General features: G+C 43.6%; 21 protein-coding genes and 1 tRNA gene. 4 read left to right on the top strand and 18 right to left on the bottom strand.

Going from position 1 to position 17,236, the window contains the following annotated elements; all coding sequences use genetic code 11:
• Window positions 1-23: 23 nt before the first annotated feature.
• Entirely contained in the window at window positions 24-314 is a 291-nt protein-coding gene (locus tag AC59JT_RS05780) for a hypothetical protein (protein ID WP_497396686.1), read from the bottom strand.
• 95 nt (window positions 315-409) lie between these two features.
• Here AC59JT_RS05780 and AC59JT_RS05775 point away from each other — a divergent pair, with 95 nt between their 5' ends.
• Window positions 410-1,564, top strand: a complete 1,155-nt coding sequence (locus tag AC59JT_RS05775; protein ID WP_497396684.1) for a tetratricopeptide repeat protein — start codon at window positions 410-412, stop codon at window positions 1,562-1,564.
• A gap of 15 nt (window positions 1,565-1,579) precedes the next feature.
• On the opposite strand, the gene AC59JT_RS05770 is transcribed toward AC59JT_RS05775, so the two are convergent.
• Window positions 1,580-2,164: a riboflavin synthase gene (locus AC59JT_RS05770; protein WP_497396682.1), complete on the bottom strand. Its 585-nt coding sequence runs from the start codon at window positions 2,162-2,164 to the stop codon at window positions 1,580-1,582.
• Between the two features lie 81 nt (window positions 2,165-2,245).
• Window positions 2,246-2,746 carry an RICIN domain-containing protein gene (locus AC59JT_RS05765; protein WP_497396680.1) on the bottom strand — a complete coding sequence of 167 codons (501 nt, stop codon included), beginning with the start codon at window positions 2,744-2,746 and terminating at the stop codon, window positions 2,246-2,248.
• Window positions 2,747-2,831: 85 nt separating this feature from the next.
• Here AC59JT_RS05765 and AC59JT_RS05760 point away from each other — a divergent pair, with 85 nt between their 5' ends.
• Both AC59JT_RS05760 and AC59JT_RS05755 read left to right on the top strand, forming a co-directional pair.
• A complete protein-coding gene (locus AC59JT_RS05760) occupies window positions 2,832-3,173 on the top strand; it encodes a hypothetical protein (RefSeq protein WP_497396678.1) in 342 nt (113 codons plus the stop codon).
• A gap of 2 nt (window positions 3,174-3,175) precedes the next feature.
• Window positions 3,176-3,919, top strand: a complete 744-nt coding sequence (locus tag AC59JT_RS05755; protein ID WP_497396676.1) for a DUF72 domain-containing protein — start codon at window positions 3,176-3,178, stop codon at window positions 3,917-3,919.
• On the opposite strand, the gene AC59JT_RS05750 is transcribed toward AC59JT_RS05755, so the two are convergent.
• Both AC59JT_RS05750 and AC59JT_RS05745 read right to left on the bottom strand, forming a co-directional pair.
• A complete protein-coding gene (locus tag AC59JT_RS05750; RefSeq protein WP_497396674.1) occupies window positions 3,916-5,382 on the bottom strand; it encodes a tetratricopeptide repeat protein in 1,467 nt (488 codons plus the stop codon). The genes AC59JT_RS05755 and AC59JT_RS05750 overlap by 4 nt on opposite strands.
• A gap of 69 nt (window positions 5,383-5,451) precedes the next feature.
• On the bottom strand, window positions 5,452-6,855 hold the full coding sequence (locus AC59JT_RS05745; protein ID WP_497396672.1) for an alpha-L-fucosidase: 1,404 nt from the start codon (window positions 6,853-6,855) through the stop codon (window positions 5,452-5,454).
• Window positions 6,856-7,088: 233 nt separating this feature from the next.
• On the opposite strand from AC59JT_RS05745, the gene AC59JT_RS05740 reads away from it, so the two are divergent.
• Window positions 7,089-7,162: transfer RNA gene (locus AC59JT_RS05740), tRNA-Ile, on the top strand.
• 468 nt (window positions 7,163-7,630) lie between these two features.
• Here the strand turns inward: AC59JT_RS05740 and AC59JT_RS05735 are convergent.
• The 13 genes from AC59JT_RS05735 to AC59JT_RS05675 form a co-directional block, all read right to left on the bottom strand.
• Window positions 7,631-7,951: a hypothetical protein gene (locus AC59JT_RS05735; protein ID WP_497396670.1), complete on the bottom strand. Its 321-nt coding sequence runs from the start codon at window positions 7,949-7,951 to the stop codon at window positions 7,631-7,633.
• 8 nt (window positions 7,952-7,959) lie between these two features.
• On the bottom strand, window positions 7,960-8,643 hold the full coding sequence (locus AC59JT_RS05730; RefSeq protein WP_497396668.1) for a hypothetical protein: 684 nt from the start codon (window positions 8,641-8,643) through the stop codon (window positions 7,960-7,962).
• Window positions 8,622-9,257 carry an RHS repeat-associated core domain-containing protein gene (locus AC59JT_RS05725; RefSeq protein ID WP_497396666.1) on the bottom strand — a complete coding sequence of 212 codons (636 nt, stop codon included), beginning with the start codon at window positions 9,255-9,257 and terminating at the stop codon, window positions 8,622-8,624. The genes AC59JT_RS05730 and AC59JT_RS05725 overlap by 22 nt, the downstream gene beginning before the upstream one ends.
• Before the next feature lie 46 nt (window positions 9,258-9,303).
• On the bottom strand, window positions 9,304-9,807 hold the full coding sequence (locus tag AC59JT_RS05720; protein ID WP_497396664.1) for a hypothetical protein: 504 nt from the start codon (window positions 9,805-9,807) through the stop codon (window positions 9,304-9,306).
• A gap of 324 nt (window positions 9,808-10,131) precedes the next feature.
• Window positions 10,132-11,100, bottom strand: coding sequence for a DUF6371 domain-containing protein (locus AC59JT_RS05715; protein WP_497396662.1), 969 nt, complete (start codon window positions 11,098-11,100; stop codon window positions 10,132-10,134).
• Window positions 11,101-11,172: 72 nt separating this feature from the next.
• A complete protein-coding gene (locus AC59JT_RS05710) occupies window positions 11,173-12,243 on the bottom strand; it encodes an AAA family ATPase (RefSeq protein WP_497396660.1) in 1,071 nt (356 codons plus the stop codon).
• A 594-nt stretch (window positions 12,244-12,837) separates the two neighbouring features.
• Window positions 12,838-13,398 carry a hypothetical protein gene (locus AC59JT_RS05705; protein WP_497396658.1) on the bottom strand — a complete coding sequence of 187 codons (561 nt, stop codon included), beginning with the start codon at window positions 13,396-13,398 and terminating at the stop codon, window positions 12,838-12,840.
• A gap of 121 nt (window positions 13,399-13,519) precedes the next feature.
• Window positions 13,520-14,953 (bottom strand): molybdopterin-dependent oxidoreductase, encoded by a 1,434-nt coding sequence (locus AC59JT_RS05700; RefSeq protein ID WP_497396656.1) that lies wholly within the window; start codon window positions 14,951-14,953, stop codon window positions 13,520-13,522.
• Window positions 14,940-15,221 carry an anti-sigma factor family protein gene (locus AC59JT_RS05695; RefSeq protein ID WP_497396654.1) on the bottom strand — a complete coding sequence of 94 codons (282 nt, stop codon included), beginning with the start codon at window positions 15,219-15,221 and terminating at the stop codon, window positions 14,940-14,942. Before AC59JT_RS05695 ends, AC59JT_RS05700 begins: the two co-directional genes overlap by 14 nt.
• A 2-nt stretch (window positions 15,222-15,223) precedes the next feature.
• Complete coding sequence (locus AC59JT_RS05690; RefSeq protein ID WP_497396652.1) at window positions 15,224-15,787, bottom strand: sigma-70 family RNA polymerase sigma factor; 564 nt, start codon at window positions 15,785-15,787, stop codon at window positions 15,224-15,226.
• A gap of 31 nt (window positions 15,788-15,818) precedes the next feature.
• The gene (locus AC59JT_RS05685; RefSeq protein ID WP_497396651.1) at window positions 15,819-16,211 is read right to left on the bottom strand and encodes a thioredoxin family protein; all 393 of its coding nucleotides are present in this window, start codon (window positions 16,209-16,211) and stop codon (window positions 15,819-15,821) included.
• Window positions 16,208-16,810, bottom strand: coding sequence for a peroxiredoxin-like family protein (locus AC59JT_RS05680; protein WP_497396649.1), 603 nt, complete (start codon window positions 16,808-16,810; stop codon window positions 16,208-16,210). The genes AC59JT_RS05685 and AC59JT_RS05680 overlap by 4 nt, the downstream gene beginning before the upstream one ends.
• Before the next feature lie 45 nt (window positions 16,811-16,855).
• Window positions 16,856-17,050, bottom strand: coding sequence for a hypothetical protein (locus AC59JT_RS05675; protein WP_497396647.1), 195 nt, complete (start codon window positions 17,048-17,050; stop codon window positions 16,856-16,858).
• Window positions 17,051-17,236: the final 186 nt, after the last annotated feature.

Raw genomic sequence — 17,236 nt, 5'->3', positions numbered from 1 at the left:
CCGATATTCGGGGCCTTTTCTTTTTAAATACTATTAATAGCTTCCTGTTCTTTCAGGGCGGCTACGTTGTTTTTGTTGCTGAAGGTATCTGTTTGGCTAGCGAAATCTTCAAGCAATCCCGCTATCGAATCCAGGTTATCCGCTACGCGTTGGTGCATATCGGGTAAAACTTTTTCCAGTCTTTTATCGCCCAGGTCCATGTTATCAACTTCTATTTTAGTCAGTTTTTGTACTATGGCCTGTTGGCTGTTTTTCAAGTCTTCCAGTTCGTGGACTATCTTTTCCATTAGTCCGAATTTTTTCAAAGTATCCATCGTGATATTTTTTAAATTAATAAATAGATGTACCCTACCTTAACCAAAAACCGTTCCGATTTGGAAATATCAAGAATAACTAATAATTTAGTTATATGAAATCTATCCTATCTGCCCTCTTATTTTTTGCTGTCGCGATGCCTGTCGCGTTAGCACAACAAGCCCGCAAAGCCGATGACGCTTTATTGCTTGATCACTATCAAAATCAACGTTTTGCCGAGGCATTTAGCTATTTAAAGGGCATTTACACCGAACCGGTTACTGATAAAAAAGAATTGGCTAACCTAGCTTACACCGCGTCCATGAGTGGTAAGCTGCCCGAGGCCGAAGGCTTTTATCAGCGTATATTGGCAACAGATACAGCAAACAAGGCAGTACTGTTCAATTTAGCAGGCATTAACAAGCGCCGCGGCAACAATGCCAAAGCCGAGATCTATTACCGTAAAATATCCCAGATAGATACCACCAACTTCAGCGTTTATGATAACCTGGCGCAGTTGAGCCATGATAAAGGCGACCTGACCGGCCAATTATACTTTCTGCAAAAAGCTAACAAATTAAACCCTACCGATGGTGATGTGGCTGCCGATTTGAGTAACCTGTACATTAACCTGAAGCAATTCGCGGTAGCCGAAAGGACCTTAAAGCAAGCCATAGCTGCCGACGCTGAAAACATCGTATTACAACAAAGCTTACTGAAACTCAGCTACGCCCAAAGCCAATGGCCCCAAACTATCACTACCGGCGAGCAATTGCTGATACTGGGCGATAGCTCCACCTCAACAGTAGCCAAACTGGGCCGGGCCTATTATCAAACCAAAAATTACAAATGCGGCGTAAACATACTAACTGCCCTACCCGAAATAGCCCAAAACGAAACGACGGCCTACCTGGCCGCCGTGTGCTATAAGCAACTTAAAGATCATAAAAATGCAATAGTTGAGTTTGAGCATGCCGTTAAACTTAGTGTTTCGGCTAATACAGGCACCTACTATAATGAAATGGCTGACAGCTATGAAACACTCCGCCAGTTTAAAACAGCCAAAGTGAAGTATGAAAAGGGGTTATTATATGATGAGAGTCCGCTGGCTTATTACTACCTGGCCAACCTTTACGAAACCAAGCTAAAAGATAGAAAGAACGCCCTGAAATACTTCATGAAATACCTGGCAGGAAAACCAAACGCCGAAAAGCAGAAGGACTACATAGCTTATGCCGAAAGCCGGGTGGAGATTTTGAGCGGGAAGTAAGTCTGGTTCTGGCCGTTACCGCTGCATCAACCTCGCAACGTATTTGCCAATAATATCAAATTCCAAATTAACCACACTCCCCTCCCGCACATTATGCAGGTTAGTATGCTCATAAGTATAAGGTATGATAGCCACCGAAAAGCTATTGGCTTGCGAGTTAACCACGGTAAGGCTGATCCCGTTAACGCAAATAGAGCCCTTCTCAACCGTCACATTGCCTTGAGCGGCATCGTATTCAAATGTATACTCCCAACTACCCTCAAGCGCTTTAAATGCGGTGCAGGTGGCTGTTTGGTCTACGTGGCCTTGTACTATGTGGCCATCGAGGCGGGCGTTCATTTGCATGCAGCGTTCCAGGTTAACAGGTTCACCGGTTTTTAAGTGGCCGAGGCTGGTTTTGTTCAGGGTTTCTTCAATGGCGGTTACGGTGTGCGTACCATCGGCAACAGCAACCACGGTAAGGCAAACACCATTATGCGCTACGGATTGATCTATCTTTAAATCGTTTGAAATAGCCGACGCGACCGTAATATGCAGGTTGCCTTGCTCCTGCTGTAGATTAGTTATTTTACCCAGTGTTTCTATAATACCTGTAAACATACCCTCTGTGTATCCTCCATTGTAAAATGCGAAGCGAAGTTATACATCTGCGCGAAAACTTTTGTCAGCCCCGTATATTATTTATATAGTTGGCGCCTGTTCATAGATAGTCCACAACTGGGCCTGCGAGTTTGATTTTTTGGCCATGATTATGGCCGAGTTTACGGCACCTTTCTCGTCTGCGGGCGTTATGTATAGCTCGGTACCTTTTAGTTTGATGAGGTAGGTATCCTTTTTTACTTTGATAAATTCGTATTGTTGCCTGGCATCATTATCCACCAAAGGTTGTTCTTCAAAGGCTACCTGGTCGGCAATATCGGCAATGGGTTGAAAGGTTTTTCGCGTCAGCAAATTTTGTAGTTGATAGGTGTTGGTACCGGTATTTTTAAAATTCCAGGTCATGCATTTCCAGTTTTCAGGATAGTATGCAACCAGCGGTGTTCCGTTTTGCGAACGTGCATCTTTCACCCGCAACAACATGCCTGTTTGCACATTTTTTATGGCATAGTTTCCTTTAATATCCTGCGCAAATGCACCTACCGAAGCTGCTATCAACACAAGCATTACAAGTACCTTTTTCATATTATTCACTATTGTTATCAAATCTTTAACCGGCAAACAAAATCCTACTGCTTAGGGTTGTTGGTTAAAGATAAAAAATTTAATTATGATAAATCCGGCACAAATTAGCCTAACCCAGGCCGATGGCACCGCAAGGCGCGTAATTATTGAACCTATACTGGAAAAGGTTAGTAACGAACAATTAAAAGATACCGGCATGTACAAAGTTTATAAAGATGCTTTTGGCGACGAAAGCACCTTGTTTACCGAGCCCAAAGAAATTGACGAACAAAAAGACAGGCTGCCCGACAACCAGAACCCCGACTACATAGGCACCATAACCCTTAAGGGCAGCGACTGGATATGCGATTGCGAAATACTAGGCATGGCCGAAAAACAGGAGCTGATAGATTATATACTAAGCAAGCACCAAACTGTTAAGAGCTGAATATGACGGCCACTATGTTTGCCGGCACCAGCGGCCTGCTTACGCCCATCCCTAAACGCGATTTTCCGCCTGAGCATCAGGACAAATCGCGTTTAGCATATTATGCCACGCTGTTTAACAGTATTGAAATTAATAGCTCGTTTTACAAAACACCAAAACCCGCCACCGTTGCCAAATGGGCCGCCGAAGTTACGCCGGGTTTTAAATTCACCTACAAGCTTTGGAAAGAAGTTACCCATAACAGATCACTATCGTTTGATGCCTTCCATGTAAAACAATTTATGGAAGCTATTAATCATGCCGGCGATCATAAAGGTTGCTTGCTGGTTCAGTTTCCGCCAAGTACTACGGTGGCCGGCGCTGTGCAACTGGAAAACCTGTTATCAACCATAAAAAATATTGACGACCAATGGAAGACGGTGGTCGAATTCAGGCACCCATCATGGTACCAGGATAATGTTTATGAATTGCTGGAGAGATACAATTCAAGCTTTGTGCTGCATGATATGCCGGCATCTGTCTCTCCACTACAACCAATAAGTGATGATGTAGTGTACGTACGCTTCCATGGCCCGGGCGGCAAATACCGCGGCGGTTACGAGGATGATGTTTTATACGAATACGCACTCTATATCAAAGAGTGGCAGCAAGATGGGAAAACCGTTTATGTTTACTTTAACAATACCGCTGGCGATGCATTGAACAATTTGATCACGCTAAACAGCTTTGTTAATTCGGCAGATTAATCGTCCAGCTTTTTAGAAATGCTTTTGATGGATCTGTCAAGGCATTCGCTCGAATCTAACAGGTAATCTTCGATCTCCTGGTATGATTGCTGTTTGTTATCGCTGTGCTTTACAATATTGATCAGGCCTAATATGTTGGATAGGTGTTTACGCACTTCATGCGAGTTGATGAAAGATAGTTCTTCGCGCTTGGTATCAAAAAGCAATTTTTCATAATACTGTTTCTGCCTGCTGTTACGGTATATCATAAACACCATACCGCTAAATAAAACGGCAATTACGATGATAAAAATAAGCCACACCCGCTCGCGCTTGTAATTTTGCTCTTTTTGAACGTACTGCCCCTGCATCTCATCAATTTTTATTTGCGATGAAATGTTGCCCATTTGGGTAAGGCGGTTTGTTTGATCAGTAGCGTGCTGCAATGCGGTTTTAAAATGGTCGGCTGCCAGGGCTTTGTCGCCCTCCTGCTCGGCTATTTTCCCCAGTAACTCGTATAGGTGCGTAGTTATTTCGGGGTGATGTTTAACCTCGGCACGTAACAAAAGCATATTGATCACTTTTTTTGCCGAATCGGCCCTGCCCGCATGATAGTATGATTTTGCCAGGCTTTGCCAGTCCTTCACATCAAACTTGTAGGTGGTGTCCTTCCTTAACGTTAATATCTGATTAATGGCACCCTTATAATCGTGCTGCAAAATAGCCAGGTAATAATCTGTACGACTACGAAACATCGCTATCCGGTAAGTACCATCCTTAACTCCGTGCAATACCAGGTTATACTTCTTCAACGAATCAAGATTCTTCATCCTGAAAAAGTTTTCGGCTTTGTTAATATACACCACATTTTGCAGGCGCTGTTGCTCGGCCAGTTGGGTGTGGTTTAGCATATTTTGCGCCTCTTCCAGGTAAAATAAGGATTGGCTGTAAAAGCTATTTTTATAATAAATGTCGGATATGTTGATATCAATTGTAACCTGTAAGTGAGGTTCATCCAATAAAATAGCTTCTTTATTAGCCATCCGGAAACTGGATACCGCTTCAATATTGCTACCCATCCCGGCCTGTATAAAAGCCAGCCGACTAAAAAAAGTGTACAGCAAAAAATGATCATCAATTTTGGCAGCCTCATCAATGGCCTGCCCTACGGTGTTTATTGACGCTTTGATCTTTCCGTTACGATGCAGATAGATGGATCGGATAAAAAGGCTTAGTATCGCGTGGTTGGGTACCTCATACTTCGTCATCAGGCTTTCCAGTTCCCCGCTATCTGCCTTGAAACCTTTAAGCGGCATGTTCTCAAAGCGCGATCGGACAAATTTTACCAGGTCTTTTTCCTGCAAATCTTCGTCTTTAGTTTGGAAGATACGGATCAGTTCGGCGTTTTTTATTAACTGCGATCGGGCATCGGCAGCAATAAAAAATAGTAAGAAGAAGAGATAAAGTCTGATCTTATTAAACATGAACCGTATTTTACATAAAAATACAGTTCATGTTGTAATTACAAAATTTACAAGGGGTTAATCGTAAAATTAGCGCTGTTCGTTGTAAACCTGCAACTCGGCTATTGATGGCGTACGGCTATAACCTACTATTTTAATACGCACCTTATTGGCCCATACGCGATTAAAACGATGTATTTTAATATTACTTGTTTTGTCGCCATCCAAAATCGGCTTCCACTCGCCCGCGGCAAAATACTCCAGTTTGTATTTATTAATGTTGGCGCGGCGTTCGGCTATAGCGATGGTGTTGATGGCGGTTTCGCTTTTAAAGCTTATTTCCAGCCATGGCTCCTTCACGGTCGGGCTCGATGTCCACGACGTGTTAAAACTGTCATCGTTAGCAAAATCACTAATGTTCATATCATCGCTCCAGCTTGAATTGGCGGGCTTGTTAATAGCCAGGTTTGATGAAATAATAGGTGCGTCCAGATCAGGCAGTGCAGCCAGCGGCCCCTCATTCTTCCAGGCATCGCCAATCGCTTTCAAGCCCGCAATGGCGTTATCATCAAACAAACCATCTTTGTTTGGCGCCACATTCAATATAAAATTACAACGATCAGCATTCAAAGTTTTTAGCTGGCTAACCAGGCTTTCGGTAGTTTTTACCGCAGTGGTCGGGAAATCAGATTTCCAGAACCATGAGCTTTGTATAGGCAAACAAGCCAGTGCCGGCATGGTGTTGCTGCCCGCGTCCATACGCTGACCGGCGCCCATTTCGTAAGTTTTAATATCGGTATAATACATACCCAGCTTAGGGTATTTGGCACCGTTCAGGTCCATAATTAAACACTCGGGCTGTAGTTTTTTTACCAGGTGATAAATATCCTCAAACGGGATATCATCATAGCTAATGCGCGACCACGGCGCATCCCAGCCATCAATAACCAAAGCCTCTATCTTACCATATTTGGTTAGCAATTCGGTTATCTGGGTTTTCACCATTTCAATATGGCCTGGCTGTATCTGGTTAGGCCTAATTTTGTGATGCGTATCCAGGATAGAATAATACAACATCACCTTTAAACCATTTTTGCGGAAAGCATCAACATACTCCTTCACCACATCGCGTTTAAAAGGACTGTTCATCACATTATAATCCGTGCTTTTGGTATCCCAGATACAAAAGCCGCTGTGGTGCTTGGTAGTTAAGCAACCGTAGGTCATGTTGGCAGATTTGGCGGCTTTGGCCCATTGGTCGGCATTTAACTTTTTAGGATTGAACAGCGCCGGCGATGCTTCGGGATCAGGCCAGTCTGCATCGGTATAAGTTGGAATGTTGAAGTGAATGAACATACCAAACCTCAGGTCGATAAACTTTTGTTGCAATGCCTTTAAGTTTGAGGCATCGGCATTTACCTGTGCGTTTGCCGAACCCACAAGTGTTGCAGTCAGCACCATCAACAATACTGCTTTACGTGAAAAAACTTTCATTTAAATTGGTTAAGTGTAGCTATTTATAATTTTCGCAGGCCACTCCCAATGGCCTGCTGAGGCAAATATTATAAAAATTTTCGCACTTTGCAATCGATTGCATAATATTTTTTCAGGGTAAATTAAATATTAAGCAACTGTGTAAAAGCCACCTATATAATTAATAAAATAAGGTTTTGTAAATTGGCGGTTAATTCGTAAAATTGCAGCCGTAAAACGGATACGTTTTATCTGCGCCTATAGCTCAGTTGGTTAGAGTAGAAGACTCATAATCTTTTGGTCCCTGGTTCGAGCCCAGGTGGGCGCACAAACAAAAAGCCGCTTTTCTGTCACGCAGAAAGCGGCTTTTTTCATTTATGTTGGCGTTGCATGCGGGCCTGTGCCGTAATGCCCCCGGCCTGTTCGTTCGTTACCATGGCGAACACTTTGAACGGGGCGAACAGTCCACTCCGCACGTTATTGAGAGCGTTAGCGTAGTAATCTTCACGTAAGCTGACAATATTTATAAGTCACGTCCTGTTGATTGGTAATGATGTATTGGCTTTGTAAGGTTCCGCTATTTGAAAGAACGCGCCCTTCGGGGTTACCGAAGTACGCTAAGGTACTGTTTTTAAAGGTAAGATGTAGGAAATGAAAAAGCCCAACCGGGTGGGTTGGACTTTGTATTAATTAATTTATCGCTTCGGTAGCATAGTCGTCCGAAGTCGGAGACATTCGGACAGCGGACACACTACGGACAACAGAAACACTACAGACACAAAGGTCAAAGTGCGTATTATTCTCTAAAGTGACAGATTATTTCCTTTCCTGATTTTGCTTTCACTAAAATTATATCATATTGACTTGCCCTTTTGTATAAAGAATCACCTACTTGAACATTCGATTGTAATCGAGGCCAAAAATGTGCTAAATTGTGTTCCTCGTTCTTGACCGTGACATACATCGCTTGTTTTATATCTGTCCTAACAGCATTTACTTTTCCCTTTAGCGACATTAGGTAAATATCAAAATAATAAAATTTTACCATCGCAGATACTATCGCGCCAGCGATAATGATTATTATAATTACTGTTAACTTCATTTTAAATTTTTCCATAATATTTATTAAAACTTTTGACCCATAATTGGATATGTCTGACTAATACCGAGATAACCGCCTAAAGATAATCCTCCACTTACCCCCGTTGTTATCCAAGTAGGTTGGTAGCCAGTGTTCGATACAGAAACGGTCGCCCCTCCAAGCATTTTTCCCCCTAGTTCAATTCCGCTTCCTAAATAGTCTGGATATCTTATATCATTAGCATTTAATGATAAATGTCTACTTCCTGAAACCCCTGCTGAAAGATCGGCGTATAATCCAACTCGCTGCGATAATTTATACGACGAATAGATTCCGGCATCAGGTCCTCTTAGCAAAAAGTGCACTTCATGACTTGCTCCGTTACCACCACCAAAAACAAGCGAATAGTTTATGTTTAAATTAATCATATCAGGAATTGTTCCTCTCATAGCCTCACTATTCCAGATTTTACTCCAGATACTTTCGCCCGCCTGACTCTCCCAATAAGCGTCATAACTTGCACGTGTTTTCTTTAATATAGATGACTCACGGTTACTGCTATTAATGTTGATTTTAACTTCATCAAGTACTACACCGTTTGTAAAGCTATTGTAAGCAGAATAAGCTTGCTGAACTTCGTAGCCAGTGAAATGGTCTTGAGAACGATCATTTATAAAAGTTTCCCAAAAATCACCATAATTTGGAGTTAGCTTCGCCTGATCATCCAATGCCGCATATAGCCCGGCGTGAAATACCCGCCACCACCACCAAAAGCTACGTAAGAAGCAAGTTCATAATCACTTTGAACTGATTCAAAGCGTGTTCTATACCTGCCATCTTCACCCGGCGTAAGTAGGTTCCCTAACGGATCATTAAAAATTATAGGATTATTGCCAGAATAGCTGTAAACAGATAAGGACACCGAGGCTTCCATATCAGGGTCAACCCCAGTCCATCTGCCCAATGCCTGGTCGTAGTTACGATAGAAAGTTTGCATCAAAGCCGGCACATCACCAAAATCATCCTGCAATTCACTGCCTCCGTTGTACAGGTTTTTGTTAGGGTTAGTACCGGGTGCAATCCCACCCGTCATTATCAACCCAAAAGCATAATAACTATTCTCCTGAATAACCTTAGCACTGCCGCCATCGTTAATAAAAGTAACCCGGGCATTGCCTTGCTGGTCGGTAATGATGTATTGGTTTTGTAAGGTTCCGCTATTTGAAAGAACGCGCCCTTCGGGGGTACCGAAGTACGCTAAGGTAGTGTTTTCGTGAAGGAAAGTAAGTTTGGATGTAATGAAAAAGCCCAACCGTTTGGTTGGGCTTGTAGCTGTAAGCATGAAATATTTTAGGACGAAATTGTAAACTTCGACCAGTAGGACGAGTTTATTTAGATATATCAGTCAAATATTGTGCTATTAATTTATTATCAGGTGTTTCGGAGAACACTAATATTAAGTTTTCTCTTTTTTCCAACATTACAAATTTCGTTAAGACCTTGAGTCGGAAATTTTTTCGTTTAGATTTTTTTATAATATCTATAGCTTTTTTTAAATCAGAATCTCGACGAAAGGACATCGATATAATTCCCAAATGAGTATAGTCATCACCTATTATTTGAAAATTTGTAGATTCTATAAAACAAAATTGATTAAACAGATTAGTATTGAAGTCGTTATTCAAAAAATTAACCACATCCTTCGGTGTCTGTTTGTTGTCACGAATACTGTATCGTCGATTCGTCAAATGCATTGTTTTAAACTTTCTTAATATTTCATTGACATTTTTCGTTTTACTAATACAATTAATGTTGGTGCTGTCAATAATATTTTGTGCACTGGCATTGACAGCCAGCAACAATAAAATAATGCTTACAATTTTTATCTTCATCTTCTTAATTGGGTTTATATTTATATATCGTAACAGGAGGTCTCACTGCTTGTTGATAATGTACATTCATGGTTCCTGAAGAACCTAATTGCGATAATGATTTTGCTCCTGAAAGTTCCAAAAGATAATTATTAAATTGTACAAAACCCGCTCTCTCGCTCCCGCAAGCGTCCCCGCTTGTGGTTAAGCTGCTTGTTCTTCGTAGAGATTGCTTCGTACCTCGCAATGACGCGTGATGAGCGTGGTGCCCCCGGAGAGGCTCGAACCATCGTCTCCTTTCTGTTCGTTCGCCCCCCAACCAAACACTTCGAACACCCCAAACATCTACACCACCTTAAACCCCAGCAACCAATCGGCTATATCAATGCCGTTATATTTATGCGGGTCGCCGTGGTAGCGGGCCATGCGGAACTCGGTACCGGGCAGGCGCGTTTGCAGTTGTTGCATGCGTTGTTCCCACTTGGTGTAGGCCGCGCCGGCATCGGGGAAAAGCAGCACTTCGCGGCCGTGCAGGGCCTTGCATTTTTCAAACGTTAAGCCTTCCAGGCTGCCTGCGGCAAGCCAGCAATACTGCGGCAAGTAGGCCGATGCCAGTATGGCTGTTTTCTCGCTCTCCACAATACATACCATGTTGTTGTGGTTATCGTCTAAAAGGTGTTCGCCGAAGAAGCATTGTTTTAGTCTGAAGTCTGTAGTCGAAAGTCCGGGGTCGGCGCTTGATGACTTTTGACTACCGACTTCAGACTTTTGACTCAACAACGTATGCACCCATGTAATGTGCGCGTAAGGTTCTTTAACGCGCTTGCCGGTTAGGCCGTCGTACAGCATAATTTTGCCGGTGCGCACCTTGTCGTCGCGGTCAACCTGCCAAAAAATGGTAGCGCCGGGCCAGCGTTTTGAGGTGCCTATGTGGTAATCGTCTATCAGCCTAAACACCGTTCTGTCATCAAACAGGTTGTACAAAAACTGCACAAAGTAATTTTTGCCGTAGCGTTTCAGGGTTTTATAAACCATTTCGTGCGGTATGGTGCTTGGCTTTACTGCTGGCGGAGGTATCCATTCGGGCTTAAAGCCTTTTGGTTTTGCATTGGGGTTGGCGGCAAAGTATTGCCTGGGCGTGTAATGGTAATTACAATGATCAAGGCGGTCGCACTTGCCCACATGGTCGGCCAGGTGGGTGTTGGTGTGCGCGTCAATATAGCGGGTAAACTTTTTATGCTCGCCGCATGCCGGGCAGGTAAAGCGGGTACGCGGGCTTACGTAAGGTTGCAGGATGTAACGATGGGTACTCATTGCTGATTAGGTGGAGAGAAGTGTTCGTTTGTTCGAAGTGTTCGGGCCTTGAGCAAACGAACACCTTTTGGGTTAATAAAGGCTTTTTTGAGCCGCAGCTTTCAGCATGCGGTCAACCTTGGCAAAGTGGATGCCAAGCAGGGCGGCAATTTCGCGCAGGCTTTTGCCTTCTTCTTTAAGGGCAACGGCTTGTTCCACCATTTTTTCATTCATGGCTTCGTTGCGCTTGCTTAGGTGTTCCCACTCTTTACCGTAGCTTAAAAACTCGTACTGCAAAAAGTTGTGGGGTTTGGTTATGGCAAACAGGCATACCTTATCGGCACCGTAAACCTGCTCGGTGTTACGTTGTTTTATTTGCTTAAGGTAACGCACGCTGTTGTCAACCTGGCTTTCGCCAATGGCAAACGAGCTGTCGCAAAAGTTCATCAGCATTTTACTGCCCTGCAAATCATTACGGGTAATGGGTTGGGTCATGTCGCGCTTTGGGGTGTGGGCCAGTACCAATATGCTCAGGCCGTACTGGTTTTTTAACGATTTAAGGTGCTTCATCAGCGGCAGCGCATCCTTGGCTTGCTCGTTCTCGGTACCTAAATAGGTAATGTTATCAATCACTATCACCTTGGCCTTGGTTTGTTTGATAGATCGCTCTAAAGCATAGTTAAGGTACTGGTTAAAGTTGTTGAAGCCTTCAGGAAGTTCCATGTCATGCAGCTGGCCACGGAAAAGGTCATCGCGAAAGCGGTAATGATCGGCAAACTCGTGGCTATAGCGTGCTTCAAGCTGTTTGCTGGTAAGCTCAAAATCGTAATACAATACCGGTTGGGCTTCACCCTCGAACTCAAACGGTGCAATGGGCACACCACGGTTTATAGAGTTGGCAATTTGCACGGCAAGTATGGATTTGCCCAGGTTACTATCAGCAAACAAGATGCATAGTTCGCCCTCGTACCAAAATTTATCAAAAAGCATTTTAGGTACTTCGTGACTGGCGGCTTCGGCAAGCCAGGTGTTGGCGCTTCGTATGCGGAAAAGGTCGTCGCTTTGCTCAAGGTTTTGCATGTCTTGCTGCCATTGCTCGCATTCGGCTTTAAGCGCCGCAATGGCCGCTTGTGGGGTTGATTGGTTTAGTTCATCAAAATTCATGGTATGGTAGGATTAAAAATTTGCAGATTTTTAATAAAATACCCCTCCTACAGCACCTACAGTAGGTAAGGCTGTGCTTGCGCGTGGTAAGCGGCAACTGGTATGTTATGTAAGTGTTTGTGGTGTTCGTTCGAAACAGAACCGAACGGCTAAAACAGGCCGAACACCCAAAATTGAATTATACAATGCGTAGGGAAGTACTACGAGTGAGGGTTATATTCATTACAAATATAAAGAAAAATCTTTATAAAACAAGAGAAATCTTTAAAATAATATTGTTCGTTTGTTCGGAGTGTTCGGGGTGTTCGGAAAGGTGGCGAACGAACACCTATTACACCTTTATTTAAGAATGATCATATCCCAAACCTTTTAAACCACCACAGAAAACGCTTTGCTGCGCACAAAACAAAAGCCGCCCTCTGTAATACAGTGAGCGGCTTTTGTTTATTTACATGGGCGTTGCCTGCGGCCCATGCTATACGCTTATACGCCTGCAGGCCTTAAGCGCGGCGCCTGCACTGAGGCCCTCGAAGTGGCCGGTATCCGCTCCTATCACTAACGCGGGGATGCGCGGTGGTAAAGTGGCAAAAGTTATTAACTTACTTTATTAAATATGGTCTCCCACAAACGCTCCTCACCAAACAAGGATGAGGCCGATTTTGCTTTAGCCTGTACAGAAATAGACCGGCCATCGTTGCTCAACGTCCAAACCTCGGTTACGTTAAAAAATTCTTTTTTATTCTGTATCGTTACGTAAAGGCTTGAGTTAATAGTCACCGTTTTTCCATCAGCCGATAACTTTACGGTAAACTTCTTTCCTTTTCCGTGCCCACCATCAATTTGGCTTGCTTTACCGTCAAAGGTCATTTTCTCGCGGCTTGTGGCAAAATTTGGGGTCATAGACGAGTCTTGCTGCGCTTGTACCGTCATAAACTTTCCCTGGTCTACTATTCGCATGGTTTTTGATCGCATCCTATCGCCATCATTATAGCAACAAACAATATTACCACCCATACTTATCGATTCTTCGGCCTGCCATTCGCCCGAAAAGCTGGGGCGATGAGTGTCTTTTTTGGGCTGAGCCTGTACCGTAAAATAAATTACGCCAACTAACGCGACGGCCAAAGCGTAAAAAACATTTTTCCTATTTTTCATTTCCTTTTAAAATTGATATAGCAAAGCTACCCGGACATCTATTTGCCTGACGAATTTTGATAGTAAATAAAAATGTAAACTTTGTAAAATTTCACTTAGTGCTTGATGCAAGGCGGCATCATCATAACCCCGAATAATAATCATACCCCTGCTCAGCCCAGTAATCCGGCGGACGATGATCACTGAATGTGATAGTACCTATGCGTTTTAGGTTTTTGATACCATACTTTACCGGGATGATAAGGCGAAGCGGTTTACCGTGCTGTGCGGGCAAGGGCCTGCCGTTCATTTCGTAAGCCAGCAGCGTTTGCGGGTGTATGGCGCTTGGCATATCCAAACCTATGTAATATTGCTTATCAGGCGTCATTAAGCCCATGTAAGCTGATTTCACTTCGTGCTCAAGGCCAAAATGCTTTATAAAATCCATCATTGTTAAACCGCCCCAGTGCTGTATCTGATCCCAGCCCTCTACACACTTAAAATCAAATACCAGGTCGGTTTTGGGTAATGCCCTCAGCTGCTCTAAACTGATCAGTAGCTTTTGCCCGTTTTTTTTGATCACCTCCAAACGCCAATCGTCTGCGTCTATGTCCCCTTCTGATCCGATATCTTCATTATGGCGTACCTTTTTCACTGCCATTTGTACCGGGTAAGTTTTTACCAAATGGCTTTCATTAAATGCCAGCCGGCGAAAGAATAATTCTGTTTGATTGAGCGCGCGCCGTAATGGTTCACGCGTGCCCGCTGTAACGCCGGGCACTTCATCGGCGGCGTTGTATAGCCATTTCCAACCGCCGTAGGCGGTAACGCCCATCGCCCCAAATATGCCAAACGAGATGAAATTACGGCGCCTTATCTGCTGCGCTGTAACCAGTGTGGCTTTTCTTCGTTTTCGCCTCCCGGCAATCAATTTAAACTCAAAGCCCGAGATCACCGCGCGGAAATTGTTCCAGCCCGCCAGCATAACCTGTATCACATGTATCAAAAAGAAAAATACATAACCAATGGTAAGCACAAAGTGCCATATACGCGCCAAATGATAGCCGCCCATTAACCAAACCAGCCAATTAAATTGTACAGGTTTGTAAATAGCCAGGCCTGTAATTACAGATCCGGCTCCCATCAGTACTATAGCAGTATAGGCTATCCGCTGCGCGGCATTATATTTATTTTGTGGCGGGGCCGATTTTCTGATATGCAGATCGTGCAGCAAAACCAGCCAGGCTTCTTTAAACGAATGCCTGTTGGGTAGCAGGTGTCGCCATTGGCCGGATATGGCGGTGTACAGCACATAAAAGATCCCGTTCAGCGTAAAAAACCACATAAACAGGAAATGAAAAGCCATTCCCTCTGATAGTCGCTGCGGGATATGCAGCGCATCATAAAACCACTGTGGAAAGAAACGAACGAACGTGTGCCCAAAGATGGTGACTGTATACACGTCATTGGCCCAATAAATAAGCAAACCGCTCCAGATCATAATTGCCAGTAACGGAAAATTGACCCAGTGCGTCCAGCGCATTACCAGCGGATGTTTTTCTTTAACGATCTTCATCTTTCAGTTTTTCTTCGATCTTACTTTGCAGCGATGCCTTGAAGGTTGGATCCAGGTGAACATTGCCCTCGCGCTTAGTAAACAGATTGCGCATCATTTGGTTGATCAATATGCTTTGGCGCTCGTAAGTGCGGCAGATAGAACAGCCTGTTAAATGAATTTTCAACTCCAGTTTCTCTTTTAAACTAAGTTTTTCGCTTTGCTTTTTTTCAATAAGCAGCGTGGCCTGGCGGCAGTTATAAGCGATTTTTTTTAAACGATTTTCCATTTTCACAGCCAGTTTTTTTGTAAACACGATCGTAAATTAACCTTGGCGCGATGGATGATGACCCAAAAATTGCCCGATGTTAGCCGTAAAGCTTCGCAGATCTGCTCCGTGCCTTCGTCATCCATATGCTTCATCCTAAATACCGACAACCACAGCGGCGGCAAACGTTCCATGCATTTTTGCAGTATGCCCATAAACTCTTTGTTGTGCAATGGGTCATGCTCTTCTACACCGAATGGTAGCGGCCAATGTTCTTTTTTCCAGTGATGCAACTCGGCTTCAAAAAACTCTTCCTCGCCGGCTACGGTACCGGCTGTGCGGGCCTGTTTACGGTAACAATCAATCACCTTATATTTAAGGATAGCAGTAAGCCAGGTACGCTCACTGCTATCGCCACGAAAACCGCCTGTTCTTTCAAGCGCCGCCAAAAAAGTTTCCTGCACCAGGTCGCGCGCCTGTTCTTCATCATTCAAGCGGCTAACAGCATAGCTATATAGGTAGTCGGCATGGCGGCTTACCCATAGTTGGGGCTGTAGCGTATCTTTTTCGTTGAGTGTATGGTTCACTAACATTAGTATTTACTCAAAGCTAATTTATTTATTTGCTATTCAATGCCTTATACAACGTAGGCGCGTCAACAAAACCTTCTACTTTTTGAATCACATTGCCCTGCTCGTCTAACCATAACAGCGTGGGATAAATGGTTATACCATATCTTTCCGCAAACGCCGGCCCATCTCCTTTTTCAATATTAATAGACGCATTAACGTAATGGCTGTTAAAATAGGTAGTTATTCGCTTGTCGCGAAAAGTAGTTGCCTTCATTTCGCGACAAGGTGCACACCAATCAGCGTAGGCGTCAATAAACACCGGTTTGTGTAACTTCTTCGCCATCTTTAGCGCAGCGGTAACATCGCTTTGCGTAAAACGAACACCGGGCTGCACGAACGCCAACCCGGTGAATAACCATATCAATAATATCCTGCTCATTTCACGGCCGCAGCTACAGATTTTAATAAACCCGAACTAATACGCTGCGTAAAATCAGGGTTAATATATTCAAACTGAATTTTACCCTTTTGATCCAATATAAACACCGAAGGTACCGGCAATAGCTTATCTGTGTTTTTACCGGCCGAGCCGTCGGCAAGGGTCTTGGCGTAAGCTGTAGGTGCCTGGTAAGCCAAGCCAAACGCTTTTGAAACTGCCAGATCAGCGTCAGACAATAACGTATAACCCAACTGATGCTTAGTAACGCTTTTACTAAGGTTTTCCGGGCTATCTGTGCTAATGGCTATCAGCTGGTAACCTAGCTTCACCAGGTCTGTCTGCGCGGCTTGCAAGCCGGCTAGCTCTTTGTTACAATAAGGGCACCATCCGCCACGGTAAAAAATTAAAATGGTCGGTTTTTCCGCTACGCGGGTACGAAGATCAACCGGGTTGCCATCAGCAGCAGGTAGTTTAACAGCCGGTATTTGTTCGCCGATCAATAAGGGACTAATATCGGTTGGTTTAGCAGGGTATTGTGCAAATGCCGAACTACTTACTAAAAGCAGACCGGTTAAAAGGGTATATAAAAATCTTTTCATGTTGTTGATAAAAGGGCCGGCAGCTTTGATCTGCCGGCCGGGTAATTACATTTTCTTAGTGGTGTCTTTTTTCATTTTGGACATTTTCTTGTCCATTTTTTGCATTGGTTTTTTGTGATCCATTTTGGACATTTTTGAAGTGTCTTTTTTCATTTTCGACATCTTGTCCTGTGCTTGTCCGCTTGCGGCTAAACCCGCTACCATAATGGCCACCAGGGCCGCTGATCTTAAATTTTTCATCTTTAGTTGATTTAATTTCTTACTTGGTCGCTTACAGGAATCACTCCTTACAAAATATTTAATTTTTTTTTAGGTACTACCAGCGTTTGAGACATACTGCACTCTCCATTTGTCATCCCAAATCCATAAAATTTTATTTCGGAACGATTATTCCAAAAAGTGTTTTACATTTGGACCATTCATTCC

This window comes from Mucilaginibacter sp. A3364, from assembly GCF_059690715.1.
This window is presented reverse-complemented; position numbering and strand designations above follow the sequence as displayed.